This window comes from Novosphingobium percolationis (assembly GCF_020179425.1).
Lineage (GTDB): Bacteria > Pseudomonadota > Alphaproteobacteria > Sphingomonadales > Sphingomonadaceae > Novosphingobium > Novosphingobium percolationis.
The window spans coordinates 50,761-76,518 of sequence record NZ_JAILYM010000001.1 but is presented as its reverse complement, the minus strand read 5'-3'; the positions used below and the strand labels follow the sequence as shown (position 1 = coordinate 76,518).

The following is a 25,758-nucleotide window of genomic DNA, read 5'->3' as shown; positions in this document are numbered from 1 at the left end:
GGTCCGGAAAGCGCGAAGTGTATGTTTATTGAGCAGGCTCAACCTGCTGTGTGCGGCCCTCGTCCGCTTGCCAGATCCGGCCAATTCAAGCCGGTGCCAGCCGCTTGAGAACAAGGGTGAGCTTGTCGATCGCCTCGTCGAGCAGGGCATCGGGCATGGTCAGCGCGGGCAGGAAGCGCACCACGTTGCCGCGAAGGCCACACGACAGCAGCAGCAACCCCTCCTTCGCGCCTTCCTGAACGATTGCCTTGGTCAGTTCGGGGTTGGGCCGGTTGGCATCGCCATCGTGGACGAGCTCCAGCGCGATCATCGCGCCCGGCCCGCGCACGTCGCCGATCACCGCCATGCCGTCCTGCTGGAGCGCCCGCAGCGCGCCCTTGATCCGGTCGCCGATCACCACCGCGCGTTCGCACAGCTTGTCGCTGGCGATGATGTCGAGCACTTCCAGCCCCGCCACGCACCCCAGCGGCGAGCCGCCATAGGTGCCGCCCAGACCGCCCGCATCGGGCGCGTCCATGATCTCGGCCTTGCCCATCACGCCCGAGATCGGGAAGCCGCCCGCCATGGCCTTGGCGATGGTCATGATGTCGGGCGTCACGCCGGTGGCTTCCTTCACCCAGTCCATCGCGAACATCCGCCCGGTGCGGGCAAATCCTGCCTGCACCTCGTCCGCGATCAACAGGATGCCGTGGCGATCGCACACCTCGCGCAGGGCTTTGAAGAAGGCATAGCTGGCGTTGTAGAACCCGCCCTCACCCAGCACCGGCTCCAGCACGATCGCGGCAACGGCGGAGGGCTCGATCGACGACGCGAACAGCGCCTCCAGCCCGGCCATCGCCTGTTCGACCGAAAAGCCGTGGTAATCGATGGGAAAGCGCGTGTGGAACACATCGCCCGGCATCGGCCCGAACTTGGCCTTGTAGGGCAGCACCTTGCCGGTCATCGCCAGCGTCAGCAGCGTGCGACCGTGATAGCCGCCCTGGAACGTGATCACGCCCCGACGCCCGGTGTGGGCGCGCGCGATCTTCACCGCGTTTTCCAGCGCCTCGGCCCCGGTGGTGAAGAAGATCGACTTCACCGGTCCCTCGATCGGCGCGATCGCGTTCAGCCGCTCGGCCAACTCGATGTAGCTTTCATAGGGCGTCACCTGGAACGAACAGTGCGAAAACAGGTCGAGCTGGCGCTTCACCGCCGCGACGATGCGCGGGTCGCCGTGGCCTGTGTTGCAGACGGCGATGCCCGTGGCGAGGTCGATATAGCGGTTGCCCTCGGCGTCGAAGGCCTCGGCATTGTCGCCCCGCGCAAAGAAGCGCTGGTGCATCGAGCTGACGCCGCGCGGCACGGCGGCTTCACGGCGGGTCCACAGGTCGGAATTGCTGGTCATCGGTCGATGCCTCCCATCAGGCAGTATTTGAGTTCGAGATATTCATCGAGGCCATGGCGCGATCCTTCGCGGCCGAGGCCCGATTGCTTGATGCCGCCGAACGGCGCGACTTCGGTGGAGATGATGCCATCGTTGACGCCGACCATCCCGTATTCGAGCGCTTCCATCACCCGCCACACCCGACCCATGTCGCGGGCGTAGAAGTAGGCGGCGAGGCCGTAGGGCGTGTCGTTGGCGATGCCGATCGCCTCGGCCTCGTCGGCAAAGCGGATCACCGGAGCGACGGGGCCGAAGATCTCGGCCTGCGCGATGGCCATGTCGGGGCGCACCCCGGTGAGCACGGTGGGCTGGTAGAAGCGCGGGCCCGCGTCTGCCGCCGCGCCGCCCGTCACCAGCGCCGCACCATCGGCCAGCGCGGCCTCGACCAGCCCTGCCACCTTGCCCACCGCCGCGCGTTCGATCAGCGGGCCGATCGTCGTCCCAGCCGCCGCGCCGTGGCCCACGACCAGCCCGGCCACGCGCTCGCGCAGTTTCGCGACGAAGGCGTCGTGCACGCCGTCCTGCACCAGAATGCGGTTGGCGCAGACGCAGGTCTGGCCGGCGTTGCGATACTTCGACACCATCACGCCATCGACCGCCGCATCCAGATCGGCATCGTCGAACACGATGAAGGGGGCGTTGCCGCCCAGTTCCAGGCTCAGCCGCGTGACGTTGTGCGCGGCCTGCGCCATCAGGATCTTGCCCACGCGGGTCGATCCGGTGAAGCTCAGCTTGCGCACCAGCGGATCGGTGCAGAACAGCGCGCCCGTCGCCGCCGGATCGGCGCTTGGCGTCACGCGGAACACGTCGCGAGGCACGCCCGCGCGGTGGGCCAGCGTTTCGAGCGCCAGCGCCGACAGCGGCGTCGCCTCTGCCGGCTTGACGATCATCGCGCAGCCCGCCGCCAGCGCCGGGCCGACCTTGCGCGTGATCATCGCCACGGGGAAGTTCCACGGCGTGATCGCTGCGCAGGTGCCCACCGGCTGGCGCACGGTCAGCACGCGCTTGCCCGCCGCGAAGGTCGGGATGGTCTCGCCGTAGGCGCGTTTGGCTTCCTCGGCGAACCATTCGATGAACGACGCGCCATAGGCGACTTCGCCCCGCGCCTCGGCCAGCGGCTTGCCGCATTCGGCGGTGATCAGCGCGGCCAGATCCTCCTGATGGTCGAGGATCAGCGCGTGCCAGCGCCGCAGCACGGTGGCGCGTTCCTTGGCGGTCAGTGCCGCCCATGTCGGACGCGCGGCATCGGCGGCGGCGATCAGCGCGGCGATTTCGCCGGTATCGTAAGCCTTGACGGTGGCCACGGTGGCTTCGGTCGCAGGATTGACGACCTCCAGCCCCGCGCCCGGCGGAACAGTCTCGAACAGCATCGGGAAACCCTGATCAGGTGGTGGAAGGACGCAGCGCCGACAGCGCGCGGTGGCGGCGCATCGGCATCAGCAGCAGGACGAAACTCGCGACGAACAGCGCGATGCACAGCAGTTCGGCCGAGCGGTAGCCCGAGCCGTCGAGCAGGTGCGAGGCGATGATCGGCCCGCCGCCCAGCCCGATCATCTGCATGGCAATGGCGAACGACATCATCCGCCCGCTTTCGTCGAAATCGCAGACGCGGCCGAGGATGAACGGAAGCACGAAGTTCCACAGCACGTTGAAGCCGCAGACCCCGGCGGTGAACAGCGGCAGGCTCGGACGGCCCACCAGCAGCGCGATGCTCGCCGCACCCATCAGGATGCCGAAGGCGATCGCGCCGTTGCGGCTGACATGGCCCGCCAGAAACACCGAGGACAGCGCCCCGCCGACCGCGAGGATCTGTGAAAGGAACAGCGCATCGGCGACCGATTGCTCGCCCAGCCCCGCGCCGACTCCCACGAGGAACAGCACCGCCCAGGCGATGCCCTGCGCCAGGTTGTACGACAGCACGCCCGCCAACGCGACCAGCAGCAGCGCGCGCGACAGCTGCCGCGCCTCGGGATTGATCATTTCTTCGGCGTCATAGCCGTGCGGCACGAAGCGCGCCGTCGCCAGCGCCAGCAGCGTCAGCACGCCGAACGCGCCGAACATCCCCGCAAGCCCGAAGGCCGCCACGAACTGCGGCAGATACCACAGCCCGAAGGCGCCATAGGTCAGCAGCAGCGTCAGGTAGAGCGCGACGTTGCGTTCGGCCTTTATCGTCAGGCCGACGAAGGTGAAGCTGATCGAGGTGATCGTCCCCTCGCCCAGCCCGGTGACGAAGCGCGCCAGTTCGAAGGCCGGTCCCTGCGGCGCGACGATCGAGGCGAAGTTGCCCAGCGCCGCGATCACGAGGCCGCCGATTACGACATGCCGCCAGTTCAGGCGGTTGCCCCACGCCGCCATGAAGATCGTCGCCAGCGCCACGCCCAGCATCTCAATCCCGGCCAGCCCCACGGCCCCGGCCTCGTCCAGCTTCAGCTGCGTGACATAGGCCTGCACGATGCCGGGCTGGATGATGAACGACAGCACGCCGATCGTGCCCAGCACCACCGCGCTCAGCACGGCGGGCCAGCCGTTCACGTCGATATCGTGGCGCAAGACTTCGGGATCGGACATCGGCGGACCTTCACTGGGATCGCCTTGAAGCTGCACCATCTGCCGTCGCGCAGGCTTGGCAGGAGCGGACATTTCCGGCCTGCGTGGCACGCACGCCACCCTTTTCACGATGCTGCAACTTCAAGTCAGTTTCTGAAACATTCGATCAATCTAGGTCCCATCCGAATCAGTAGCCTTCCCACAGAACAAACAAAGGGGAGAAATCATGTCGGAAGCGACCGTGCGCGCTGCTGCGCTCGAAGGATGGGAAAACTTCGTCACCGCCACCCCGCCCGAGCCCCATGCCCCGGCGGCTTCCTCGCGCCCCTGCGAACGCGCGCCGGGCGCCATCTCGCTCGCCGAATTCGTGCGTTTTTCCGAAAGCGTGGTCGATCGCACCCGCGATGTCGCGATCCCCTGGCTGGTCGGCGTGCACTATGACCTCGGCTCGCTCGGCGTGGTCGGCGATGCGATCAACGCCGCAGGCAAGGTCGGCACCGCGCTGCGGCGGCTGGTCGACTATTTCTCACTGTTGCAGGATTGCACTGACATCCGGCTCGATCGCGAAGAGGACATGGCCTCGGTCAGCTACCGCATCCTCGATCCCGAAATCTGGCCACGCCACCACGATGCCATGTTCAGCCTCGGCATCGTCGGCCAGATCATCCGGCGCGGCACGCGCGGCGCCTGGGACAAGGTGGAGTTCTCGTTCGAGGCGGAACAGTACGAAATGCGTGGCGATATCGGCAAGGTGGTCTGCGCGCCGTGCAGCTTCGGCGCGGACAGCAACCAGATCCGCTTCCCCGCCGCGATGCTCGATCTCGCGCTCCCCGAAAATGCGCTGGGCACCGTGGACGTGCGCCAGATCGGGCGCACCATCGTCGAACAGCGCCGCCGCACCCCGCTGGTGGAACGGCTGGCGCAAGTGGTCTACCGCGATCTCAACAGCCACGGCATCGAGCAGGAACGGATCGCCCGCGAAATCGGCATGTCGAGCCGGACGATGCGGCGAAAGCTGGCCGAGGAAGGCTCCTCGTTCCAGCAGGTGCTCGACGAATGCCGGATGCGGCAGGCGCTGTTCGAGTTCCGCACCCGGCCCGATCTGTCGATCGCGCAGATCGCGCTGCGGCTCGGCTATGCCGAACACAGCAACTTCACCCGCGCGTTCCACCGCTGGACCGGCACCTCGCCCCACGCCTGGCGCGCCAGCCTCGCCCGCACCGCGCACTGATTGCAGAGCCTGAGAGATCCCATGACCCGACTGCTTCTTCTGGAAGGCAACACCGCCGACAAACGCGCCAAGGCGCAGCAACTTGGCGTGCGAAGCTCAAGTGAAATCTACGCGCAGGCGATCGCTGCGCACTTCCCGGAAATCGCGCTCGACGTCCTCAACGGCGCCGATCCGGGCGAACAGATCCCCGGAGGACGGACATGGGCCGACTATGCCGGCGTCGTCATCACCGGCTCCTCGCTCCACGCTTACGATCCCGATTTCGCCGTCACAAACCAGATCGCGCTGGTGGCAGAGGCTGCGGAAGCAGGGCTGCCGATCTTCGGATCGTGCTGGGGCCTGCAGATCGCGGCGGTGGCGGCGGGCGGCGAAGTGGCGTTCAATCCCAAGGGCCGCGAAGTGGGGTTCGCGCGCAAGATCGCGCTCAACGATCAGGGCTCCAAGCATCTGATGTTCCGCGATAAAGCACCCGTGTTCGATGCGCCCTGCATCCACTACGACGAAGTGGTGCGGTTGCCCGAGGGGGCGACCTTGCTGGCGTCCAATACGCACAGCCAGGTGCAGGCGGCGGTGATCCCGTTGGGGCGCAGCGAGGTGTGGGCGGTGCAGTACCATCCCGAGTTCGATCTGGCGCAGCTCGTCCAGCTCTACACGCTTTATGCCGACGACATGATTTCGCAGGGTTTTTTCGCCGATCAGGCAGACCTTGCCGCCTATCGCGACAAGATCGCCGCGCTGGCCGCCGACCCTTCGCAGGCGGGCCTCGCCTGGCAGCTGGGCGTGGACGAGGACGTGACCTGCGACCGCACCCGCCGCGCCGAGATCATCGCATGGATCGAAACGCGTGTCCTGAACGACACCTAACGACACCTAAAGCGACCCGAGCGATACCAAGGGGGGCCTGAAGCCCCCCCTTTTTCGTACCCGAAACAATCAGTTCCAGCCATCCTCCGGCTTGTCGAACCAGACGTGGACCTGGCTGGTCCCGGTGGCGTTCTCGTAGTCCGAAAACTGCCGCCCCTTCGCCTTCCAGTTCCGCCCGCCGCAAGCCGCCGCCATCATCAGGTAATGTCCGAAGCGCGCCTCGGGGGCGTGGCGCAGGTATTCGGGCATCGTGTCGATCACGGCGGCGTGGTTCCCTTCCGCGAACCAGCGCAGGCGTTCGTAATCGGCCTCGCGCGCTTCGGGGGTGGAGATGTGGATCGGGTCAGAGGATTCGTGCAGCGGGATCTGCTTGAAGGGCCAGAAACGGTGGCTCATCGATCCGCTGGCGATCAGCACCACGCGCTTGTCGGATTCGGCGATGGCTTTTCCAATACCTTCGCCCACTTTCAGGAAGTCGTCGGGTTCCGCCGAATAGGCGTGGCTGACCGAGACCCATTCCTCGCCACCGTTGAGGTAGGTCGACAGGTTCACCGTGGGATAGTGAACCGGAAGGTAGGGATCGTCGATCGCGGTGGTACGCACGCCGGCGGCGCTGGCGCCATCGGCCATGGCGTGGGCGAGCGCGGGACTTCCCTTCAGATCATAGGGAATCCTGCACATTCCACGCGGAAGTTCATCCGAAGTATAAAGACCGGAGCGGCGGTCCTGCGCGGCGATGCAGAATTCGACGATCGTGAACCAATGCGAATCGAACAGCACGATGGTGTCGGGCTTCAACACGTCGAGCACTTCGCGCTTGAGCCGCTGGAGGCCGGGAACGAGGCTGATCTCCTTGCCTTCGTTCAGTTCGTAACGGATTTCCTTCGGCAACATGATGGTCGGCGCATGTGCGACAAGGCCGGCTCCGATGATCTCGCCCATGGCAGGCTCTCCCTTAAAGCTACTGGATCGCCTGCCCTAGTAGGGACCTTGGCTGCCGACCTGAATAGCCCCCGCCCAGTCTGACCGCTTCTGCCAAGAGTCTGTCCGGTTCTGCCAAGTCCCGCGGCCACCTGCCGGACTAGCACAGCCTCAGGACAGGAGGCCTTCGAATGCAGTTTCCCTTTTCGCGCTCGACCGACGCACACGTCGATCTTTCCTCGCTCGACGCGTTCAACGAAGGCGCGCCGTTCGCCACCTTCGCGCGGATGCGCCGCGAAGATCCGATGGCCTGGAGCGAGATGCTGAACGGCGACAAGGGCTTCTGGTCGGTCACGCGCCATGCCGACCTGCTGGAACTGAACCGGCAGGCCGACCTGCTATCCTCGGCCAAGGGCATCCGAATGGAGGACCAGACTGAAGAGGAGTTCGAGGCGCGCAAGACCTTTCAGGAAACCGACGCCCCGCACCATCGCGGCTTCCGCGCGCTGGTGTCCAAGGCCTTTGCCAAGGGCACCGTTGCCACCTTCGAGGACCAGATCCGCAAGATCGTGACCGAGTTGCTCGACGTGGGCCTGGCCGAAGGCGAGTTCGACGCGGTGGACCGCATCGCCCGCCGCCTGCCGATGCAGATGCTGGCGCAGATCATGGGCGTGCCGCAGGAAGACGGGCCATGGCTGGTGGAAAAGGGCGACGCGCTGATTTCCAATTCCGACCCCGACTACACCGATTTCGTGGTCGATCAGGTCAACACCGATGCCTACAGGATGCTGCCGTTCCGTTCGCCCGCTGCGATGGAACTGTTCGATTACGCAAACGACCTGCTCGACCGCATGGACGCGGGCGAACAGATCGGCGTGCTGAACCTGGTGCGCGAGCCGACCAGCACCGGCCAACGGATGAGCCGCGACGAGTTCCGCAACTTCTTCTGCCTGCTGGTGGCGGCGGGCAATGACACCACCCGCTATTCGATCTCGGCCACGATCCACGCCATCGCCAACAACCCGCAGATCCTGCGCCAGTTGCAGAACGGCGAGTTCCACAGCTGGGAAGCGGCGGCGGACGAGATGATCCGCTATGCCTCGCCCACCACGCATTTCCGCCGCACCGCGACGCGCGCGTTCGAGTTCCACGGCAAGCAGGTGCAGGCCGGCGACAAGGTGCTGCTGTGGTTCCTTTCGGGCAACCGCGACGAGACCGCGATCGAGCGGCCCTATGACATCGACCTGAGCCGGGCGCGCAATCCGTTCCTGTCGTTCGGCCAGGGCGGCCCGCACATCTGCCTCGGCATGTGGCTGGCCAAGCTGGAAGTGGCGATCGTGATGCAGGAACTGGCCAAGCGCCTGACCGCGATCGAGCAGGTTTCCGACCACAGCTATCTGCGGTCCAATTTCATTCACGGAATCAAATATTTGCCGGTGCGCGTCCAAGCGCGCTGATGGGGAGACAAATGAACACCATGTCGACGATCCCGGCGCCGCTGGCGCAAGCGGCAACCACGCAGCGATGCCGCGTGCTGTTCGCCGACCAGCTCAACCTTGCGCGCGGCAAGTACGTGCCGATGTCCGAAGCGCGCAAGGGCCATGCGCGGATGTGCGTGGGCACCTTTGCCGTCACCTATGACAAGGCGCTGGTCGCCGCGCCCGGCGGCGGGATGCTCGACGGCCTGCCCGACATGGAAGTGCGCTTCGATCCGCAAGCCCTGCGCCCTTCGTGGGAGGCGAGCACGCAGATCGCGCTGGGCGAGCTGTGGTTCAAGGGCCAGCCCTTTGCGCTGTGCGGCCGCACCGCGCTGAAGAACGCGATCGCGGCGTGGCGCGCGCGCGGGCTGGATCCGATGGTGGGGATCGAGATGGAAGCCTATGTCTTCCAGCGCGATGCCGATGGGCAATGGGTGCCCTATGATACGCCGGGCGCCTTCGTGTACGGCACCGGGCCGTTCACCGACCCCGCCGGACTGATCGACGATATCTGGGACATGGCGCAGGCCTGCGGCATTCCGATCGAATCGATCAATGCCGAATACGATGCGCCGCAGTTCGAGCTGACGTTGCGCTATGCCGATGCGATGAAGGCGGCAGACGATGCCTTCCTGTTCCGCCAGATGGCGCGCGAGATCCTGTACAAGCGCGGCTACCTGCTGTCGTTCCTGCCCAAGCCCTTTGCCGACAAGAGCGGCAGCGGGCTGCACTTCAACCTGAGCTTCAACCAGTCCGACGGCAGCAATGTGTTTGCCGACGACGTGGCGACGGGCCAGCTTTCGGACGTGATGAAGGGCGCGATCGCGGGGCTGCTGCACCACCACGAGGCGCTGTCGGCGATCCTTGCCCCCACCACCAACTCCTATGCCCGGCTCCAGCCCGCGAGCCTTTCGGGATACTGGGCCAACTGGGGCGTGGACCATCGCAGCGTGACCGTGCGTGTCTCCGCCGAGACCGGCCCTGCGGCGCGGATCGAGCATCGGCTCGCCGATTGCGCGGCCAGCCCCTACTTCGCCATCGCCGCGATGTTGCAGGCGGCGCTGCTGGGCGTGGAAAACGGCTATGCCCTGCCGCCTGCTGAAACCAACGACGGGCTGGAGACGATCAACACCGATCGCCACACTCCGCACGATCTGGGCGCGGCGCTGGATGCGCTGGAGGCCGACAGCCTGCTGACGCAGGCCGTGGGGCCGGATCTGATCGCCAACTACGTGGCGATCAAGCGCGAGGAAGTGCGCATCCTGGGCGAAACCGCGCCCGAGGACCACGTCCCATACTACCTCCACTACGTTTGAGAAGCGATCCCATGACTACGCGCGAACGCATTGACATCGAAGGCATTTCCGTTTCCCCCGATCACTATATAGGCGGCAGGCGGGTGCGTTCGCCCTATACCTTCGAAACGCGTTGCCCGTTCTACTGGTCGCGCAAGCTGGCTGACGTTTCGCGCGGGAACGTGACCACGGCGGGGCTGGCCGCGCAGGCCGCGACCGACGCCTTCCCCGCGTGGGCAGCGCTGAGCGCGGCGGAGCGCGGGGCCTATCTGCACCGGCTCGCCGACCTGATCGAAGCCAATGTCGAAAAGCTGGCGCTGATCGAATGCCTCGACATGGGGATGCTGCTGGAAAGCCTGCGGCTGCGCGTGATCGCGCGCGGGGCGGCGAATTTCCGCAACTATGCCGACCTGGCGAGCGAGCACGAAGAGCGCGTGTGGTCCTCGCGCGGGACGCTGAACCGGGTGATCCGGATGCCCTCCGGCCCTGCCCTGATCATCACGCCGTGGAACGCGCCGTTCATGCTCTCGACGTGGAAGTGCGCGCCCGCGCTGGCGGCAGGCAACACGGTGATCCTCAAGCCCGCCGACTGGTCGCCGCTGTCGGCCTCGCTGCTGGCCGACCTGATCGATGAGGCGGGCTTCCCCGCAGGCGTGTTCAACATCGTGCAGGGTCTGGGATCGGAGCTGGGCAATGCCCTTGTCAGCGACCCGCGCATCAAGCGCATCAGCTTTACCGGCAGCGTGCCGACCGCGCGCGTGATCGGCAAGGCGGCGGCCGAGAACATCGTGCCCTTCACCGCCGAGCTTGGCGGCAAGTCGCCGCTGCTGGTCTTCGCCGACGCCGACATCGACGCCGCCGCGAAGAAGGCAGCGGGCCAGTTCGACGACAGCGGCCAGGTGTGCATGGCGGGCACGCGGATCATCGTGGAAGAGAGTGTGAAGGAGCAGTTCCTCGCCAAGTTCCATGCCTATGCCGACGGCCACGTGATGGGCGACAGCCGCGATCCGGCGACGACCATGTCGGCGCTGATCCACCCGGTGCATGTCGAGCGCGTGCTGGGGTTCATCGAGCGCGCGAGGGCGGAGGGCGACACCATAGTGCGCGGCGGCAAGCTGTGGAAGGAGAGCGCAAACTGGATCGAGCCGACGCTGATCGTGCCCAAAAGCAACGACAGCGAAGTGGTGCAGAGCGAGGTGTTCGGCCCGGTGCTGACCTTCCAGACCTTCAGGGACGAGGCCGAGGGCGTGGCGCTCGCCAATTCGACCGCCTATGGCCTGTCGGGCATCGTCTACACCGGCAGCGCGGAGCGCGCCGAGCGTGTGGGCCGCGCGGTGCGCGGCGGCACGGTGTGGGTCAACACCTTCCTGATCCGCGACCTGACCGCACCGTTCGGCGGGATCGGCATATCGGGGATCGGGCGCGAGGGCGGCGACTATGCGCTCGATTTCCATTCGGACCTGAAGACCTTGCAGATCCTGGAAGGCAGCGTGGCCTGAACCGGAACAGTGTCCCGACCTCTGCCGTCAGAGCCCCAGTGCCTGCCTGTCTGCCAGCACGGCTGCCAGTTCAACGCGGGCCGCAGCTTCGCGCAGGCGGGCATCGAGCGTGCGCAGGGCGGCATCGGCGGCGCTTTCTTCGCGCAGGTTGACGAGCAGGAAGTCGCTGGCGCCAAGATCGAAGCGGCGGCGTTCGGCTTCGGCCATGCGCCGGGCGAGCGCGGCTTCGTCGCCTGCCAGTTGCACCAGCTTGCCCGCGCCGCCGACCTGGGTCTGCAGGTTGGCGATATCGACGTCGATCTGTTCTTCCAGCAGCCGCCGCCGATGCGACAGGGCATCGCGTTCCGCCGCGACTTCGGCGATGCGCCCACGCGCGGCGCGCTGTTCCAGCGGCATCGAAAAGCGCAGGCCGACCATCGCCTCGGCCGGGGTGCGCGTCGGGCTGCCCGCACCGAAGTCCTTCGAGCCTTCGACGCGCACGTCGAGCCGGGGGCGCAGTTCGTTTTCGGCAAGGCGCGCGCGCAGATCGGCCTGCGCGATGCGCGCCACCAGCGTGCGCAGGTCTGGCCGTTCGGCGCGGTGCAGTTCGACCTCCTGCAAGCGCGGGCGCACGCCATCGGGCAAGTCGCGCGGCAGGCGGTCGGCGGCCGGGACCACCGGACGCCCCAGGCCATCGCGCAGGAACAGCGACAGCGCGTTGGCAAGTAGCGCCAGTTCCTGTTCGCTGCGCACCACCAGCGCGGTGCGCCGCACGATGTTCTGGCGGTTTTCGACCGCGAGGATCGCAGGCCGCGCGCCCAGCTGCACTTGCCTTTCGATCGAGGCCTGCCGGTTGCGGGCAAGATCGGCAAGTTCGCGATAGAGGGCCAGCCGCAGGCCCGCCGCGACCCACTGCTGATAGGCGTCGATGGCGCGGCGCTGGACGCCGATGGCCACGACTTCGCGTTCGAACGCGGCGATCTCGACATCGCCCTGCGCCAGGTCGCGTCGCCCCCGCCGCTCGTCGATCAGCCGGTCGCGCAACAGCGCGAAGACCGCGCCCGCGCGCACTTCGCCAAGCGCATTGGTGACCGACTTGCCTTCATAGAGCGGGAAGGCCCCGGTCGACAGGCGGTAGCCGCCATAGATGTTGCCGCCGTTGCCCTGCAGCGGGCGGGTTGCCTTGAGATCGGCACTGGCGCCATCGTAGTAGCCGAGCGGCCTGGCCTGCGCGTCGGCTTCGAACACCAGGTCGAACTGCCCTTGCGCAGTCAGGACACGCGCATCGGCCTGCCGCTCGCGCGACATGGCTTCCAGGATCAGCGGCTGGTGCCGCGCGGACGATGCGAGCACTTCGGCGAGGGTCAGCGGTGCTGCCTGCACGGGCACAGCGAAGAACAGCGCGAACAGGGCGAGCAGACGACGCATCACTTGGCCTCCTCGCCATCCTTGGCCGCATCGCCGTAGCCGTCCTTTCCGGCGCTCTTGCCGTCCTTGGCCTTGTCGGCCAGCCCCTTGCCCGCCCCCTTGCGCGGGCCGGTGTCGACCGGCGTCGGGAATTCGAGCGGGAAGTCGTTGAGCTGGCGCCACAGTTCGTAGCCGACGCTGACCGTCTCCATCTGGATCCAGCCGCGCACCTTGGATCCCAGCCGCACGAAGTTGTCGTCGGGCCAGCGCGGCTTGCCCGGCATCGGTTCGACCAGCACGCGGAACAGGCCGGTCCCTTGCGCCGACGGATCGATCGCGCGCACGCGGCCATCGAACATGCCCTGCGCCACCGAAGGCCAGCCGCTGAACTGGATGGCGGGCCAGCCTTCGAAGTGCAGCCGCACCGGCTGCCCGCGCCGCACCAGCGCCACGTCGCGGCCATCGACCATCAGCTCGACCACGCGGGGCGAGTTCTCGGGCGCCAGCGTCGCGAGCCAATCGCCCGCACTGACGAGCGTTGCGGCGGCGGCGGTGTTGAGCGACTGGATCCGCCCGTCGCGCGGGGCGCGCACCAGCTGCGCGGACTGCCGGCTGAGCGCGATGTCCACCCGGCTGAGCTTGGCGCGCGCCTCGGCGAGCTTGGCGGCGTGTTCGGCCACCTTGATCTGCGCGCCTTCGAGATCGCGCCGCGCGGCCAGGCCATCGGCGAACAGTGCGCCCGACCGGCCGACGTCGATGCGGGCGGTGGCCATCGCCTGCTCGGTGGCGGCGATTTGCGCCAGAACCTGCGCGCGTTCCGCGCCCAGCCGCGCCAGCAGGTCGGGATCGTTGTCGGCGATGCGGGCGATCGGGTCGCCCTGCTTCACCTGCTGGCCATCGACCACGTACCAGCGCTCGACGCGGCCCGGCACGAGCGCGGTGACCTGCTGCACCCGGTCCTGCGGATCGAGCGCGACGACCTGCCCGCGCCCCGGCGCGGTTTGGACCCAGGGCACGAAGACCAGCGCCAGCGCCACCAGCGGAATGGCGATGCCGATCATCCAGCCGATCGCGACGATCAGGCGCGGCGCGCGGATCGCCGCCAGCGTGTGGAAATGGTCGAAGGTATCGGAACGGCTCGCCATGGTTCAGCCCTCCTTTCCGGCGGCAGGGGCCGCCATGGCCTCGGGCGCGCTGGCCGCGCGGCGCTGCCGGGTTTCGCCCAGCCACAGCCAGGCATCACGCATCAGGCCCTCGGGCCGCGCGGTGAACTGGAGAACGGTGGTGCCATGGCGGCGGAATTCGGCCAGCACGCGGTCCAGCCGGTCGGGCGGCAGGAGATCGTAGAGCGGCGACAGCACCAGCACGCGCGGCCGCGCCAGGATCGCGCCGGCGAGCTTGAGCGCCATCGTCTCGCCCACCGACAACGGCCAGCCCGAGCCCGACAGCGATGTGTCCAGCCCGCCCGGCAATGCGCCGATGCGCCGCTCCAGCCCGACCAGCGACAGCGCTTCGAGCATCATGCCCGTGCGATCGGGCGAAGCGAGCGCCAGGAACTGGCGGCACGTCATCTCGACGATGGTCGGCCGGTCCAGGACGATCACGTCCGAACGCAGGCGGTACATGTCGAACGTGCCGAGGTCGGCGCCGCCCACGCTGACGAAGCCGCGTTCGGGCGCCTGCAACCGCTTGAGCAGCGTGGCGATGCCGCGCTCGACGCCCGGCGCGGCGATCACGCCGACCTGTTCGCCGCTGCCCACCGCGAAGTCATAGCGGTGCGCGCCCAGATGCACGCCGTGCAGGCGGATCGCGCCATCGCTCAGGCCCGGTGCGTCGGCTTCGGCCACAGCCTCCTGCGGCACGTCCCAGAACAGCGACAGTTCCTCCAGCCCGGCCGCCAGATCGTAGAACGTTTCGAGGTAGGCGCCCAATTGGGCGATGCCATAGAACACGCCCGACAGGATCAGTTCGGCCGCCACCAGCTGGCCGATCGACAGCTCGCCCTGCAGGATCAGCCAGCCGCCCATTGCCAGCAGCCCCGCACTCGCCAGCGCATAAAGCGCGAGCAGCGCCACGGTCTGGCCGAAAGTGTAGCGGAAATGGCGACGGTGCGCGGCAACGTAACTGGCCGTCACGTCTTCCGAGCGGTCGATGGCAAAGCGCATGTGGCGGCTCGACTTGTAGAAGCCGTTAGAGCCGCCAACGCTTTCCAGCCAGTGCGCCGCCGCATGCTTGGCATGGCTCTTGGCAACCGCGCTGGACAGCGATCCGTTCAGCCAGATGCGCCAGATCGCCAGCACCAGCAGCACCAGCAGAGCGTTGAAGGCGAGAAAGAAAGGATGGTAGAAGCTGGTGACGACCAGCCCGACAAGGCTCTGCAACACGATGGTGAAGCCGCCGATGACAAGGCTGGTCAGCGCCTTCTGCACCGTGCCGAGATCGAAGAAGCGGTTGAACAGGTCGCCCCGGCGCGCATCGACGAAGAACGGGTTCTGCGCATGGACCGCGCGCAGCGTGATTTCGGCAACAAGCCGCGCGAAGAAGCGCCGCTCGAACCGCGCCATCAGCAGCACGCGCAGCGCCATCAGCAGCCCCGCCAGCGCCAGCAACGCGAAGAGCAGCAGCGATAGCGTGAACAGCGGCGCGGGCAATGCGGTGTTGGCAACCGAATTGATCAGCAACTGCACCGAGATCGGGGTCGCCAGCGACAGCAGCGAGATCGCCGCGCCGTATAGCAGCGCCAGCCGGATGAACCCGCGATCGGGCGCAAGCACGCGCGCGCTCCATCGACCGAGGTCGCGCATGGTCGGGCCGGAAGCCTCTGGGTGATCGGGTGCCGGGCTGGCCATCGCGGTCGCTCTTCCTTCCTTCGCAGTTGCAGCAAAGGAAAGTGGCCGCGAGCGACCATAGGTTCAATGGGGAACCATCTATCAATTCAATAGGCTTTGCCTATCGCACGGCAATGCTCCGCAAAGTGTCGGCCAGCAGCATGAGATCGTCTGATGGCCCGGCACCGCTGCGCCAGACCAGACCGATGTCGCGATAGGGACGTCCGCCGGCAAACGGCCGGACGATGACGTCGCCATCGTCGCGGATTTCCTGTCGGCAGTAGAGTTCGGGCAGGAGGGCAAGGCCCATGCCCATGCCCGCCATCTGTCGCACCGCATCCAGGCTGGTGCCTTCGTAGTCGCGCAGCACCTGCGCCCCGGCGCGTTCGGCGAGCGCGGCGACCTGGGTGCTCATGCGGTATTCGGGCTGCATCGTCAGCAGGCCGCGCCCCGCCAGATGTTCCGGGCGGATCGTCGTCACCGCGCGCAGCGGGTCGTCCGCTGCCATGGCGAGAAACATCGGTTCACGAAACAGGCGCTCGACGTGAAAACGCGTATCATCGACCGGCAACTGGACCAGCAGGACATCGTGCCGCCCATCGCCCAGCTGGGTGACGAGCGTATCGGGCAGCCCCTCGCGCACGTGGACCTTGAGCGTGGGATGCGTGGCGTGCAGGCGCGCAACCAGCTGCGGCAGGATGTAAGGCCCGAGCGTGGGCGACACGCCGAGCCGGATCGTGCCACCCAGTTCGCCTGCCCGGTGCCGCAGCGACAGCGCGGCAAAGGCATCCGCTTCGGCCAGTACGCGCCGGGCCGCAGCCGCCGCCTCACGCCCCAGTGGCGTCAGGAAGGCGCGGCCGCCGCGTTCGACCACGCGCCCGCCGAGCAGGTCCTCCACCTGCCCGATCGCCTGACTGAACGAAGGCTGCGACACGCCGACTTGCGCCGCGCCGCGCGTGAAGCTGCCGCAATCGGCCAGCGCGACGAGGTACTGCAGCTGGCGCAGCGTGGGCAGGCTGGCCGGATCGCTCATGCCCCGCGCTCCAGCGCCGCGATGATGTGCTGAGCCAGGCGATGCGCGGTATCGGACAGGCCGGGCGCCTCGATCAGCGCGATTTCGGTATCGTAGAGCGGCGGCAGGCCGCTATCCTCGCCGAGCGCCGTCAGCCCCGGTGGCACCATTTCCAGCGGCAGCACGGTTATGCCAAGGCCCGCGCGCACCGCCGACAGGCTGCCGCCGAGACTGGTCGAGGTATAGGCCACCCGCCAGGCGCGGCCCATGGCGTCGAGCGATTCGCTGGCGCGCTTGCGGTAGACGCAGGGTTCGGGCGAGACGACCAGCGGCACGCGGCGCAAGTCGGCAACGGCGTGCCGGTCGCGCGCCACCCACACCAGCGGTTCGCGCCAAACGCGCACGCCGGGCTGGCGTTCCTGCTCGGGCTGGCGCTTGACCAGCACCAGGTCGAAAGCCCCGGCGTGGAAGCGCTCGAGCAGGTTGAGCGTGAGATCGCAGGTCACTTCCAGTTCGACCAGAGGATGCGCCTCGGCAAAGGCGGCGAGCACGCCGGGCAAGTGCGCGGTGGCGAAATCCTCGGGCACGCCGATGCGCACCTGCCCGGTGATGTCGGGCTCGAACATTTCGGCCACCGTGGCGTCGTTCAGCCGCAGGATCTGCCGCGCCGGGCCGATCAGCCGCTCGCCATCCGAGGTGATCGCGAGCGAGCGCGGGCTGCGATCGAACAGCGAACGGTTCAGCTGCTCCTCCAGCCGCTTCAACTGCAGCGAAACGGCCGACTGGGTGCGCCCCAGCCGCTGGCCGGCACGTGTGAGGCTGCCGGTGTCGGCGATCGTCACGAAGCAGCGCAACAGGTCGATATCGAGATTGCGAAACGCCATGGCCGACGCGTTATCATTTCACTTTGCAATTTTCAACATTTCAATAATTCGTTTCACTCATACATCCCAACCTGACATCAGCGCCTCTGCAAGGAGGTGTTCCATGGCTTCGACGTATTCCCCGAGCGGTTTTGCGACCGCACCCGCCCCATCCACCGCCACTTCGCTCGCACCGCGCGCCGCGCTGGCCGTGATGGCGATCGCCCTCGTCGCCGCAGGCGCGGATGGACTGGTGACGGCAACGCCTGCGGGACTTGCACTGGCGGGGCTTTCTATCCTGCTCACGCCGCTGGTGCTGGTCTTTGCCCGGCGCCACCTGCGCGCCGACCCGCGCCGTGCCGCGCATGGGCGCCTTGCCACAGCGCTGGCCGCGGCGACGGTGCTGCTGGCGCTGGCCGACAACGTACTGCTACTGGCCGCAGGCTGGATCGCGGCGGGACGGGTGATGACCGCGCTGGTCGGCCATGCGGCAGACTGGGCCGAGGCCCGTGCTGCCGCACGCCGCGTAACCCGCGCCGCGCTGATCGCCGACCTTGCGCTGGTTGGGGCGCTGGGCACGCTGGCCTTCGCGGCAAAGTCGGCGACCATCGGTGGCATCCTCGCCGCCGTGCCGGCCCTGCCCCCGGCGGCCGTGCTCGCGGCCGCCGGGCTGCTCGTGCTCGCCGCCGTGGCACGCTGCGCGGCGCCGCCGTTTTCGGGATGGCTGCTGTCCTCGGTCGCCGCACCGACGCCGGTTTCGGCGCTGATGCACGCGGGGTTCGTCAACGCCGGCGGCTTCCTGCTGATCCGCTTCGCGCCCGTGCTGGAAGCCGCGCCCGCCGCCCGCGCCCTGCTGCTGGCCATTGGTATCGGCGGCGCGCTGTGGGGATCGGCGCTGATGCTGGTGCGCAGCGACGTGAAGGGCGCACTGGCGGCCTCGACCGTGGCGCAGATGGGCTTCATGCTGCTGACCTGCGCGCTGGGCGCCTATGCCGCAGCGCTCTGGCACATGGTCGCGCACGGGCTGTTCAAGGCCTGGCTGTTCCTCGGCTCGGCGGGCACTATCGGCCGGCCCCGGCAGGCCAAAGCCCTGCCGCAGGCGGTCCCCGCGCTGATCGCGCTGGCGGTCCTGATCATCGCCGCGCTGGCGATGGAGGCCGGCATCGCCGAAACCGCGCTGCTGCCGCTCGGCCTCGCGCTCGCAGCGCTGCTCTCGGCGCTGCTCGTGGCGGCCAGCAGCCTGCGCCGCGACCATGTCCGCCTGGTTCTGATCGCCGTGCCCGCCTTGCTGATCGCGCTCAACGTCGGCGCACTGGCGCTGATCGGCGCGGTCCAGCCCGATACTACCGCGCCGCTGCTTTCGCCGCCATGGCAGATCGCGCTGCTCTCGCTGTTCCTGGCAGGCTGGGTCGTCCAGCAAGACCTGGCCGCCGGTCGCCGCGCCCTGCCGCCTGCCCTCCATGCCCGGCTGCTCCACGCCGGTGCGCCTGCCACATCTTCCCGGAAGGACTGACCCATGTCGACGATCACCGCCGCAGCCCCGTCCCCGTTCTCATCCATCGGCCTTGCGCGCGCCGGGCTGGAAGCGCAGCTTGCACTCGCCGCGCAGACCGTCGCGCCGCTCTGGCCGCTCGACAGCGCGATCGCGGTCAACCCCCTGTCGGGGTTCGAAGACCTGCCCTTCGAAAGCGCGCTGGAGCAGGCCGCCCGCTTGTTCGGCGCGCGCACCTCGCTGCCGCTGGCGCAGTGGCGCGCGCTTCTGGCCGAAGGGCGGATCGATGAGGTTGCCTTGCGCAAGACGGCTGTCGCAGCGCTCGGCGGGCTGGATCAGGCCTTCGCGCAGCTCGGGCCGGACCTCAACGCCTATGACCTGCTGCTGGCGCGCCTGACCACCCTGCCGGTGGCGACCGACGTAGCGCCCCGGCCCCCGCTGTCGCCCGCGATGGCGATCCTGGCGCGCTGGCTGGCGGTGTTCTTCGATCGCGCCGCGCCGCCGCTCGCGGGGCGTTCGTTCGGCCTGTGGCGCTGCCTGTCAGGCCTGCTGCGCAACGATACGGCTCTGCGCGCGCTGGCAACGGGGGACCGACTTGCCCTGCTCGACGCCGCGCCTGCCGATCCGTTCGACCTGCTGGCCGAAGTGCTGGATGCGCAAGCGGTGCCACCGGTCCGGCGGCTCGACCAGCTGCGCGCGCTGTTCACGCGCCTGCCAGGCTGGTCCGCGCACGTGCGCTGGCGGACCGACCATGCCGAGCCTGCGCAGACCGCGAAGGCTCCGGCGACAATGGCTGACCTTGCCGCCCTCGTCGCGCTTGCCAGCCATGTCGCGGGCGAAGACGTCGCCGTTGCCACACCGGCACCGGCCCATGATGGCGAAGCGGTGACGCAGGCGCTGCTCGCCCACTTCCAACTGTCCCCCGACGCGGCCGCGCAGTGGAGCGATGAGGCCCGCAGCCGCCTCGCGCTGGTGGCAGGACTGGACGAAGGTCGCCTCGGCCTGCTGTTCCAACAGGCTGCGGAAGCCAGCGTGATCGCGCAGACCGGCCCCGCGCTCGAACGTGCTTCGCGCGCTGCCGCCACCCCGGCATCGGCCCGCCCCGATGCGCAGCTGGTGTTCTGCATCGACGTGCGTTCCGAACCGATGCGGCGCGCGATTGAGGCGCAAGGTGCATTCGAGACCTTCGGCTATGCCGGCTTCTTCGGACTGCCGGTGGCGATCCAGCCGATCCTGTCGGCCGCACCGCGCAAGCAGCTGCCGGTGCTGCTGTCGCCCGCGCACCATGTCTGCGAAGCCCCGCTGCCGGGCCGCACGGCGCAAGCCGACAGCATTGTCGCGCGGCGGGCCTGTGCCCACGATGCGCAGAGCATGCTCGATGCCACCAAGTCCGGCGCCACCGGCTTTGCCACGGCCGAGGCGGTAGGGCCGCTGGCCGCCGTCGCGCTGCTGGCGCGCACGCTGGCGCCAAGGCTTTCCGACCGGCTGGCGCGCATGGTGCTGGGCGAGCCAGACGAGGTGCTTGCCCCGCACGCTTCGAACGATGATGAACCGTCGATCCCGCTGGCCGACAAGGTCCGCTACGCCCGGTCGATGTTCGCGCTGACCGGCCTGCCTGCGCGGGCGGCGCGGCTGGTCGTGCTGGTCGGCCACGGCGGCCACACCACCAACAATGCCTTTGCCGCGAGCCTCGATTGCGGGGCCTGTGGCGGGCACCCCGGTGGCCCGAACGCGCGGCTGATGGCCGGTATGCTCAATGATCCGGCGGTGCGCGAAGGTCTTGCGGAACAAGGGCTGGCCCTTTCGCCCGACACGGTGTTCCTGGCAGCGCAGCACGACACCACGCGCGATGCGGTGACGGTGTTCGACCGGCACATGGTCCCCGCCAGCCACCGCGAGGACCTTGCGCGGCTGGATGAGGCGCTGGCCATCGCCGGGCACAAGGCGCTTGCAGAGCGCGCGCAGCGCCATGACCGCGCGCCCGACGACCTGCTGACCGGCGCGGCGCATTGGGGCGAGGTTCGGCCGGAATGGGGCCTTTCGGGCAATGCCGCCTTCATCGTCGGGCCGCGCAGGCTGACCGCTGCGCTCGACCTTGAAGGCGGGGCCTTCCTCCACAGCTACGACTGGGAACAGGACAAGGACGGCAGCGCGCTGACCGCGATCCTGACCGCGCCGATGGTCGTCGCGCAGTGGATCAACTGCCAGTACCTGTTCTCGACCATCGACAATGCCGTGTTCGGGGCGGGCGACAAGATCACCCAGAACGTCGTGGGCGGCTTCGGCGTGGTCCAGGGCGCGGGCGGCGACTTGTGTACTGGCCTGCCGCGCCAGTCGCTGTTCCGCGACGATGGCACGCCCTACCACGTGCCGCGCCGCCTGACAGTCTTCGTGCAGAGCCCGCTGCGCCGGGTGGAAGAGATCGTCTTTGCCCATGACGGGCTGTCCCAGCTGGTCGAGAACGGGTGGATCAACCTGGTCGTGATCGACCCGTGGAAGCACCGCGCGCACCACTGGCAGCGTGCCCGGTGGGTGCCCCGCGTCTGCTGAGGCTGGGCAAGGTCCGTAGCGCTCGCCCTGCACGTCGCTCCCGCCGAGCCTTTGGGGTTCGGCGGGAGTCGGCAGCGGAGCGCGTCACCCCCTGCGCCAGGTGTGGTAGCGTTCGACGAGGGCCAACAGCCCCTGCGGCGCATGCGCGCGGCGCCATTCGCCGGCGGCGAACTTGTTGGCCTCGATCATCGTGGGATAGGCGTGGATCGTGCCCATGACCTTCTTGAGCCCCAGCCCGTGCTTCATCGCCAGCACGTATTCACCCAACAGCTCGCCCGCGTGTTCGCCGACGATGGTGACGCCGAGGATGCGGTCCTTGCCCGGCACGCTCAACACCTTGACGAAGCCAGTGGTCGCCCCTTCCATGATCGCGCGCTCGAAGTGATCGAGGTGGTAGGTGGTCACCTCGTGGGGAATGCCCTGCGCCTGCGCCTCGCGCTCGTTGAGACCGACGCGCGCGACTTCCGGATCGATATAGGTGGTGCGCGGGATCACGCGGTAGTCGGCCTTGAACTTGCGGAACTGCCCGAACAGCGCATTCACCGCCGCATACCATGCCTGGTGCGAGGCGGTGTGGGTGAACTGGAACGGCCCCGCCACGTCGCCCGCAGCGAAGATGTTGGGAAATTCGGTGGCGAGGTATTCGTCGGTCAGGACGGTGCGGTCGGTCGTGATTCCGAGGTCTTCAAGCCCGTAACCCGTCAGGCGCGCCTTGCGCCCAACCGCGACGATCAAGGCGTCGAAGCCGATGGCGCGCTCGCCCTCCGGCCCTGCCACGACGATGCGCTTGTCCAGCCCGTCAGGCTCGATGCGCAGCGCGGTGTGGTCGGTCAGCACCTCGACGCCGCTGTGTTCGAGAGCGGCGCGGGCATGGGCGGAAACGTCGTCATCCTCGCTGGCAAGCACGCGGTCGGCCATTTCGACCTGCGTGACCTTGCCGCCGAGCCGCGCCAGCGCCTGTGCCAGTTCGCAGCCGATCGCCCCGCCCCCCAGCACGACCACGCGCCCAGGCACGCGGTCCAGCTGCGCAAAGGCATCCCACAGCGTATCGCTGGTCAGGTAGCCCGACTGCTCCAGCCCCGGCAGCGGCGGCACAATCGGCTCGGCCCCGGCGGCAATGACGATCGAGCGCGTCGTCAGGCGTTGCACGGTGCCATCGACGCGGGCGATTTCCACCGTCCAGGGATCCACAATCTTCGCATAGCCCGCCACCACGTCGACGCCGAGGCCGGTGTACCGCTCGACGCTGTCGTGCGGTTCGATCGCCGTGATGACACTGCGCACGCGCGCCATCACCGCGCGAAAATCGACGTGCGGTTCAGAGGCGGCAAGCCCGAACGCCCCGGCACGGCGGATCTGGTCGGCCACGCGCGCGCTCTTGATCAGCGCCTTGCTAGGCACGCAGCCGTAGTTGAGGCAATCGCCGCCCATCTTGTGCGCCTCGACCAGCGTCACCCTGGCCTTGACCGTGGCGCCGATGATCGAGGTGACGAGGCCCGCCGCGCCCGCGCCGATCACCACCATGTTGCGATCGTAGCGGCGCGGGCGCGTGAAGCGGGCATAGACGCGGCGGCGCTTGATCATGCCCATGATCGCCTTGCCCGCCCATGGCAGCAGGCCCAGCGCGGCGAAAGAGGCAAGCAGCGTGGGCGAGGCAACGTCCTTGAGGCTGGAAATCTCCGCCAGCCGCGTGCCCGCGTTCACGTAGACCGCCGTGCCCATCAGCATGCCGACCTGGCTGACCCAGAAGAAGGTCCAGGCGCGGATGGGGGTAAGGCCCATCGCCAGGTTGATCATGAAGAACGGGAAGATCGGCACCAGCCGCAGCGAGAAGAGGTAGAACGCGCCGTCGCGCTCGATCCCCGCATTGAGCGCCTTGAGCCGCTCGCCGAAGCGCCCCTGCACGCCATCGCGGAACAGATAGCGCGAGCTGAGGAACGACAGCGTCGCCCCGATGGTCGAGGCGAACGAGGCCAGCGCCAGCCCCACGCCGAGGCCGAAGATCGCGCCCGCCGCCAGCGTCAGGATCGCCGCGCCCGGAAAAGAGATGGCGGTCAGCGCGACGTAGAGCAGCACGAACAGGCCCGCCGCCTGTAGCGGCGCGGCATCGCGATAGGCCTCGATCGCGCCCTGCTGCGCCTTGAGGTTGGCGAGCGTGAGCATGTGGCCCACGTCGAAATGGAGGAACGCGGCCACGGCCAACGCCAGGCCTGCGAGGAGCACGATACGCTTCATTGGTCTGCCCCATGGCTGTTGGCGGCATCGTCGTCCGCGAGAGTGGCGTAGTTGCGGGCCGCGGTGCCCAGCATGTCGACATGATCGCCGAAGCGCGCGCAGGCGGGGCAGATCACCGCGTGGACCTTCAGCCGTAGCCGTTCGAGGCGCGTCAGCGCGCGCTCGCGCCGCTGCGAAAGCAGAAACGTGGCGTCGTGGCAGTTCATGAGGTCTGCACCTTTCGGGAAAACCAGCTCTTTTCCATGCATTCGCGCAAGGCGAGGCGCGCGCGGTGCAGGATGACGTAGACGTTGGCGGTGGACAGGCCGAGTTCGGCGCAGATGTCATCGACGCCCAGATCGACCACCTCGCGCATCAGGAACACGCGGCCCTGCTGCGGCGGCAGGCAGTTGAGGCAGGCGTCGAACACCTTGAGGAACTGGCGACTGTGGATATCGGCCTCGGGATCCTCCCACGCGGCGGGGCGCGCCGCGTTGCGCCAGACGCCGAAGCGGTTGAACAGGTCGGGCAGCGGTTCGTCCTCAGTGCCGGTGCCGAGCTGGCTGGCGGGGACCGGACCGCGCTGGCGATGGCGCAGGATGTCGGCCACCTTGTTCTTGAGGATCGCGATCATCCAGGTCTTCAGCGCCGCTTCGGCGCGGAACCCGCGGGCGTTGCGCAGCGCGCCCGCAATGGCTTCCTGAACGGCGTCCTCGGCTTCGTCGTCGTTGCCGAGCTGGAGACGGGCGAAGCGCAACAGATCGGGGCGCACCGCGCGCAGGAGCGCATCGTCGATCACGACCAGAGCCGCCTGCTGCGGCTCGCCCATGGCTGTCAGCGGGTCCACGCCGGAGCCTCCCCCCTGCGGCCAAGCCGGGCGTGGCGGGCCACGAACCGCCGGTCGATACTGTCCTTGATCCACTGCACCCAGCGGCCCGAGAGGACGAGCCGGCCCCACGACAGGATCGCCCTGCGATCGGCGGTCGAGATCAGGTAGAGGCTGTGGCAGCGCGGCCGGTAATGACGCAGGCGTGCGCCAGGGTCACGGGCTACCCGCCGCAGGTTGTCGGCAAGGACAGGACCTGCCCGCACCGCATGGACGCCCGAGCGCGACAGGTTGTGCGCCAGCACATTGTCCACGCGGCCCGCGATATCGCCCGCCGCGAAGATGCCCGCGTGCGACACGCTGCGCAGGTCCGGTCCGACCGCGACGAAACCGCGCACGTCAAGCTGGAGGCCGGACGTGCGCAGCCAGCGGGGCGGCCTAGGCCCCGTCGCAGTGATCACGCATCCGGCCGTCACGATCCTCCCATCGGCCAGATGAACGCCGTCCGGCACGCCGACGGCATGGCCTGTGATGAGTTCCACGCCCGCCGCCTTCAGCCGCGCGCGGGCCAGACGCCCTGCCCGCGCCGCATGGCCGGGCAGCAGTGCCGGATCGTCGGAGAGCAACATCACCGGCGCCGATGCGCCGCCTGCGAGCGATTGCCGGGCCGCGAGCGCGAGTTCGACCCCGGCTGCTCCGCCGCCCACCACCACGACGCGGTAGCCGGGGGTGACGCGGGCGGCGGCGCGAACGCCGGGCCAACGCTCCACGAAAGCGTGCATCGGACGCACCGGCAGCAGCCGGGGCCCGAGCGCCGCGAGGCTGGAGGTATCCACCTCGCCCCCCGTCGCCAGCGACAGCAGATCGAACGGAACGCGGGCACCGTCATCGAGCATGACCTCGCGCGCATCGGCATCCAGCCCGACGATCGAGGCCAGGATCAGCCGGACACCCGCACGCGTCGCCAGAGCGGCCAGATCGATGCGAAACGGGTCGCCATCGGTGGGGCGCGCGATCCAGCCGGGCACGAGCCCCGAATAGATGGCGTGGCGGTCGCTGGTGATCAGGCAGGTTTCGAGGCCCTGCGGTGCCTGGGCGATCCAGCTTGCCAGCACGCCCAGATGCGCATGCCCGCCGCCGACAAGCAGCAGCCGCACCCGCCGCGAAGGCGCGCCGCGTGTCCCGTGCTCCTGCATCCCCGGCTTCATCGCGATTGCCTCTTCCCCCGATCCCTCGCCTGCTTGGTCGCACCATCGGCGAGAACCTTACAGCGTTTTCGACTCCGCAAGTTTTGGTGGAGATTGCCGAGCCACGTGTAAGAATGCGCGA

The 25,758-nt window shown here is 68.3% G+C and carries 20 protein-coding genes; 7 read left to right on the top strand and 13 right to left on the bottom strand.

Features of this window, described 5'->3' with window-relative positions:
* Positions 1–85 precede the first annotated feature (85 nt).
* The 3 genes from gabT to K3A84_RS00325 are packed head-to-tail and all read right to left on the bottom strand — an operon-like array spanning position 86 to position 4,063.
* Complete coding sequence (gabT, locus tag K3A84_RS00335) at positions 86–1,384, bottom strand: 4-aminobutyrate--2-oxoglutarate transaminase (RefSeq protein ID WP_225007073.1); 1,299 nt, start codon at positions 1,382–1,384, stop codon at positions 86–88.
* Positions 1,381–2,793 (bottom strand): NAD-dependent succinate-semialdehyde dehydrogenase, encoded by a 1,413-nt coding sequence (locus K3A84_RS00330; protein ID WP_225007072.1) that lies wholly within the window; start codon positions 2,791–2,793, stop codon positions 1,381–1,383. Before K3A84_RS00330 ends, gabT begins: the two co-directional genes overlap by 4 nt.
* Positions 2,794–2,806: 13 nt before the next feature.
* Positions 2,807–4,063, bottom strand: a complete 1,257-nt coding sequence (locus K3A84_RS00325) for an MFS transporter (protein WP_225007071.1) — start codon at positions 4,061–4,063, stop codon at positions 2,807–2,809.
* A 133-nt stretch (positions 4,064–4,196) separates the two neighbouring features.
* On the opposite strand from K3A84_RS00325, the gene qhpR reads away from it, so the two are divergent.
* Both qhpR and K3A84_RS00315 read left to right on the top strand, forming a co-directional pair.
* Positions 4,197–5,201, top strand: a complete 1,005-nt coding sequence (qhpR, locus tag K3A84_RS00320) for an AraC-like transcriptional regulator QhpR (protein ID WP_225007070.1) — start codon at positions 4,197–4,199, stop codon at positions 5,199–5,201.
* 21 nt (positions 5,202–5,222) lie between these two features.
* A complete protein-coding gene (locus K3A84_RS00315) occupies positions 5,223–6,065 on the top strand; it encodes a type 1 glutamine amidotransferase (RefSeq protein WP_225007069.1) in 843 nt (280 codons plus the stop codon).
* A 69-nt stretch (positions 6,066–6,134) separates the two neighbouring features.
* Here the strand turns inward: K3A84_RS00315 and K3A84_RS00310 are convergent, their stop codons facing one another.
* Positions 6,135–7,007 carry a 3,4-dihydroxyphenylacetate 2,3-dioxygenase gene (locus K3A84_RS00310; RefSeq protein WP_225007068.1) on the bottom strand — a complete coding sequence of 291 codons (873 nt, stop codon included), beginning with the start codon at positions 7,005–7,007 and terminating at the stop codon, positions 6,135–6,137.
* Positions 7,008–7,177: 170 nt separating this feature from the next.
* Here K3A84_RS00310 and K3A84_RS00305 point away from each other — a divergent pair, with 170 nt between their 5' ends.
* Genes K3A84_RS00305 through K3A84_RS00295 form a run of 3 tightly spaced genes read left to right on the top strand, consistent with a single transcriptional unit; the run spans position 7,178 to position 11,258 of the window.
* Positions 7,178–8,443: a cytochrome P450 gene (locus K3A84_RS00305; RefSeq protein ID WP_225007067.1), complete on the top strand. Its 1,266-nt coding sequence runs from the start codon at positions 7,178–7,180 to the stop codon at positions 8,441–8,443.
* Between the two features lie 11 nt (positions 8,444–8,454).
* Positions 8,455–9,780, top strand: coding sequence for a glutamine synthetase family protein (locus K3A84_RS00300; protein ID WP_225007066.1), 1,326 nt, complete (start codon positions 8,455–8,457; stop codon positions 9,778–9,780).
* Positions 9,781–9,791: 11 nt separating this feature from the next.
* Positions 9,792–11,258: an aldehyde dehydrogenase gene (locus tag K3A84_RS00295; protein ID WP_225007065.1), complete on the top strand. Its 1,467-nt coding sequence runs from the start codon at positions 9,792–9,794 to the stop codon at positions 11,256–11,258.
* Between the two features lie 27 nt (positions 11,259–11,285).
* On the opposite strand, the gene K3A84_RS00290 is transcribed toward K3A84_RS00295, so the two are convergent.
* The 5 genes from K3A84_RS00290 to K3A84_RS00270 form a co-directional block, all read right to left on the bottom strand.
* Positions 11,286–12,665: a TolC family protein gene (locus K3A84_RS00290; protein ID WP_225007064.1), complete on the bottom strand. Its 1,380-nt coding sequence runs from the start codon at positions 12,663–12,665 to the stop codon at positions 11,286–11,288.
* Positions 12,665–13,789 carry an efflux RND transporter periplasmic adaptor subunit gene (locus K3A84_RS00285; RefSeq protein ID WP_225007063.1) on the bottom strand — a complete coding sequence of 375 codons (1,125 nt, stop codon included), beginning with the start codon at positions 13,787–13,789 and terminating at the stop codon, positions 12,665–12,667. Before K3A84_RS00285 ends, K3A84_RS00290 begins: the two co-directional genes overlap by 1 nt.
* Before the next feature lie 3 nt (positions 13,790–13,792).
* A complete protein-coding gene (locus K3A84_RS00280; protein WP_404823077.1) occupies positions 13,793–15,493 on the bottom strand; it encodes an ABC transporter transmembrane domain-containing protein in 1,701 nt (566 codons plus the stop codon).
* A gap of 100 nt (positions 15,494–15,593) precedes the next feature.
* Positions 15,594–16,505, bottom strand: a complete 912-nt coding sequence (locus K3A84_RS00275; protein WP_225007062.1) for a hydrogen peroxide-inducible genes activator — start codon at positions 16,503–16,505, stop codon at positions 15,594–15,596.
* On the bottom strand, positions 16,502–17,368 hold the full coding sequence (locus tag K3A84_RS00270) for a LysR substrate-binding domain-containing protein (protein ID WP_225007061.1): 867 nt from the start codon (positions 17,366–17,368) through the stop codon (positions 16,502–16,504). The genes K3A84_RS00275 and K3A84_RS00270 overlap by 4 nt, the downstream gene beginning before the upstream one ends.
* A 103-nt stretch (positions 17,369–17,471) precedes the next feature.
* Between K3A84_RS00270 and K3A84_RS00265 the strand changes: the two genes are divergently transcribed.
* Positions 17,472–18,860, top strand: a complete 1,389-nt coding sequence (locus tag K3A84_RS00265; RefSeq protein ID WP_225007060.1) for a proton-conducting transporter transmembrane domain-containing protein — start codon at positions 17,472–17,474, stop codon at positions 18,858–18,860.
* A 3-nt stretch (positions 18,861–18,863) separates the two neighbouring features.
* Entirely contained in the window at positions 18,864–21,389 is a 2,526-nt protein-coding gene (locus K3A84_RS00260; RefSeq protein WP_225007059.1) for a DUF2309 domain-containing protein, read from the top strand.
* Positions 21,390–21,473: 84 nt separating this feature from the next.
* Here the strand turns inward: K3A84_RS00260 and K3A84_RS00255 are convergent, their stop codons facing one another.
* The 4 genes from K3A84_RS00255 to K3A84_RS00240 are packed head-to-tail and all read right to left on the bottom strand — an operon-like array spanning position 21,474 to position 25,637.
* Complete coding sequence (locus tag K3A84_RS00255; RefSeq protein WP_225007058.1) at positions 21,474–23,624, bottom strand: FAD-dependent oxidoreductase; 2,151 nt, start codon at positions 23,622–23,624, stop codon at positions 21,474–21,476.
* Positions 23,621–23,830, bottom strand: a complete 210-nt coding sequence (locus K3A84_RS00250) for an anti-sigma factor family protein (protein WP_225007057.1) — start codon at positions 23,828–23,830, stop codon at positions 23,621–23,623. Before K3A84_RS00250 ends, K3A84_RS00255 begins: the two co-directional genes overlap by 4 nt.
* Positions 23,827–24,450, bottom strand: a complete 624-nt coding sequence (locus K3A84_RS00245) for a sigma-70 family RNA polymerase sigma factor (RefSeq protein WP_225007056.1) — start codon at positions 24,448–24,450, stop codon at positions 23,827–23,829. Before K3A84_RS00245 ends, K3A84_RS00250 begins: the two co-directional genes overlap by 4 nt.
* The gene (locus K3A84_RS00240) at positions 24,438–25,637 is read right to left on the bottom strand and encodes an FAD-dependent oxidoreductase (RefSeq protein ID WP_225007055.1); all 1,200 of its coding nucleotides are present in this window, start codon (positions 25,635–25,637) and stop codon (positions 24,438–24,440) included. The genes K3A84_RS00245 and K3A84_RS00240 overlap by 13 nt, the downstream gene beginning before the upstream one ends.
* Between the last annotated feature and the right edge of the window lie 121 nt (positions 25,638–25,758).

Coding starts and splice junctions, on each gene's coding strand:
- gabT (WP_225007073.1), bottom strand. CDS start 1,384: ATGACCAGCAATTCCGACCTGTGGACCCGCCGTGAAGCCGCCGTGCCG.
- K3A84_RS00330 (WP_225007072.1), bottom strand. CDS start 2,793: ATGCTGTTCGAGACTGTTCCGCCGGGCGCGGGGCTGGAGGTCGTCAAT.
- K3A84_RS00325 (WP_225007071.1), bottom strand. CDS start 4,063: ATGTCCGCTCCTGCCAAGCCTGCGCGACGGCAGATGGTGCAGCTTCAA.
- qhpR (WP_225007070.1), top strand. CDS start 4,197: ATGTCGGAAGCGACCGTGCGCGCTGCTGCGCTCGAAGGATGGGAAAAC.
- K3A84_RS00315 (WP_225007069.1), top strand. CDS start 5,223: ATGACCCGACTGCTTCTTCTGGAAGGCAACACCGCCGACAAACGCGCC.
- K3A84_RS00310 (WP_225007068.1), bottom strand. CDS start 7,007: ATGGGCGAGATCATCGGAGCCGGCCTTGTCGCACATGCGCCGACCATC.
- K3A84_RS00305 (WP_225007067.1), top strand. CDS start 7,178: ATGCAGTTTCCCTTTTCGCGCTCGACCGACGCACACGTCGATCTTTCC.
- K3A84_RS00300 (WP_225007066.1), top strand. CDS start 8,455: ATGAACACCATGTCGACGATCCCGGCGCCGCTGGCGCAAGCGGCAACC.
- K3A84_RS00295 (WP_225007065.1), top strand. CDS start 9,792: ATGACTACGCGCGAACGCATTGACATCGAAGGCATTTCCGTTTCCCCC.
- K3A84_RS00290 (WP_225007064.1), bottom strand. CDS start 12,665: ATGCGTCGTCTGCTCGCCCTGTTCGCGCTGTTCTTCGCTGTGCCCGTG.
- K3A84_RS00285 (WP_225007063.1), bottom strand. CDS start 13,789: ATGGCGAGCCGTTCCGATACCTTCGACCATTTCCACACGCTGGCGGCG.
- K3A84_RS00280 (WP_404823077.1), bottom strand. CDS start 15,493: ATGGCCAGCCCGGCACCCGATCACCCAGAGGCTTCCGGCCCGACCATG.
- K3A84_RS00275 (WP_225007062.1), bottom strand. CDS start 16,505: ATGAGCGATCCGGCCAGCCTGCCCACGCTGCGCCAGCTGCAGTACCTC.
- K3A84_RS00270 (WP_225007061.1), bottom strand. CDS start 17,368: ATGGCGTTTCGCAATCTCGATATCGACCTGTTGCGCTGCTTCGTGACG.
- K3A84_RS00265 (WP_225007060.1), top strand. CDS start 17,472: ATGGCTTCGACGTATTCCCCGAGCGGTTTTGCGACCGCACCCGCCCCA.
- K3A84_RS00260 (WP_225007059.1), top strand. CDS start 18,864: ATGTCGACGATCACCGCCGCAGCCCCGTCCCCGTTCTCATCCATCGGC.
- K3A84_RS00255 (WP_225007058.1), bottom strand. CDS start 23,624: ATGAAGCGTATCGTGCTCCTCGCAGGCCTGGCGTTGGCCGTGGCCGCG.
- K3A84_RS00250 (WP_225007057.1), bottom strand. CDS start 23,830: ATGAACTGCCACGACGCCACGTTTCTGCTTTCGCAGCGGCGCGAGCGC.
- K3A84_RS00240 (WP_225007055.1), bottom strand. CDS start 25,637: ATGAAGCCGGGGATGCAGGAGCACGGGACACGCGGCGCGCCTTCGCGG.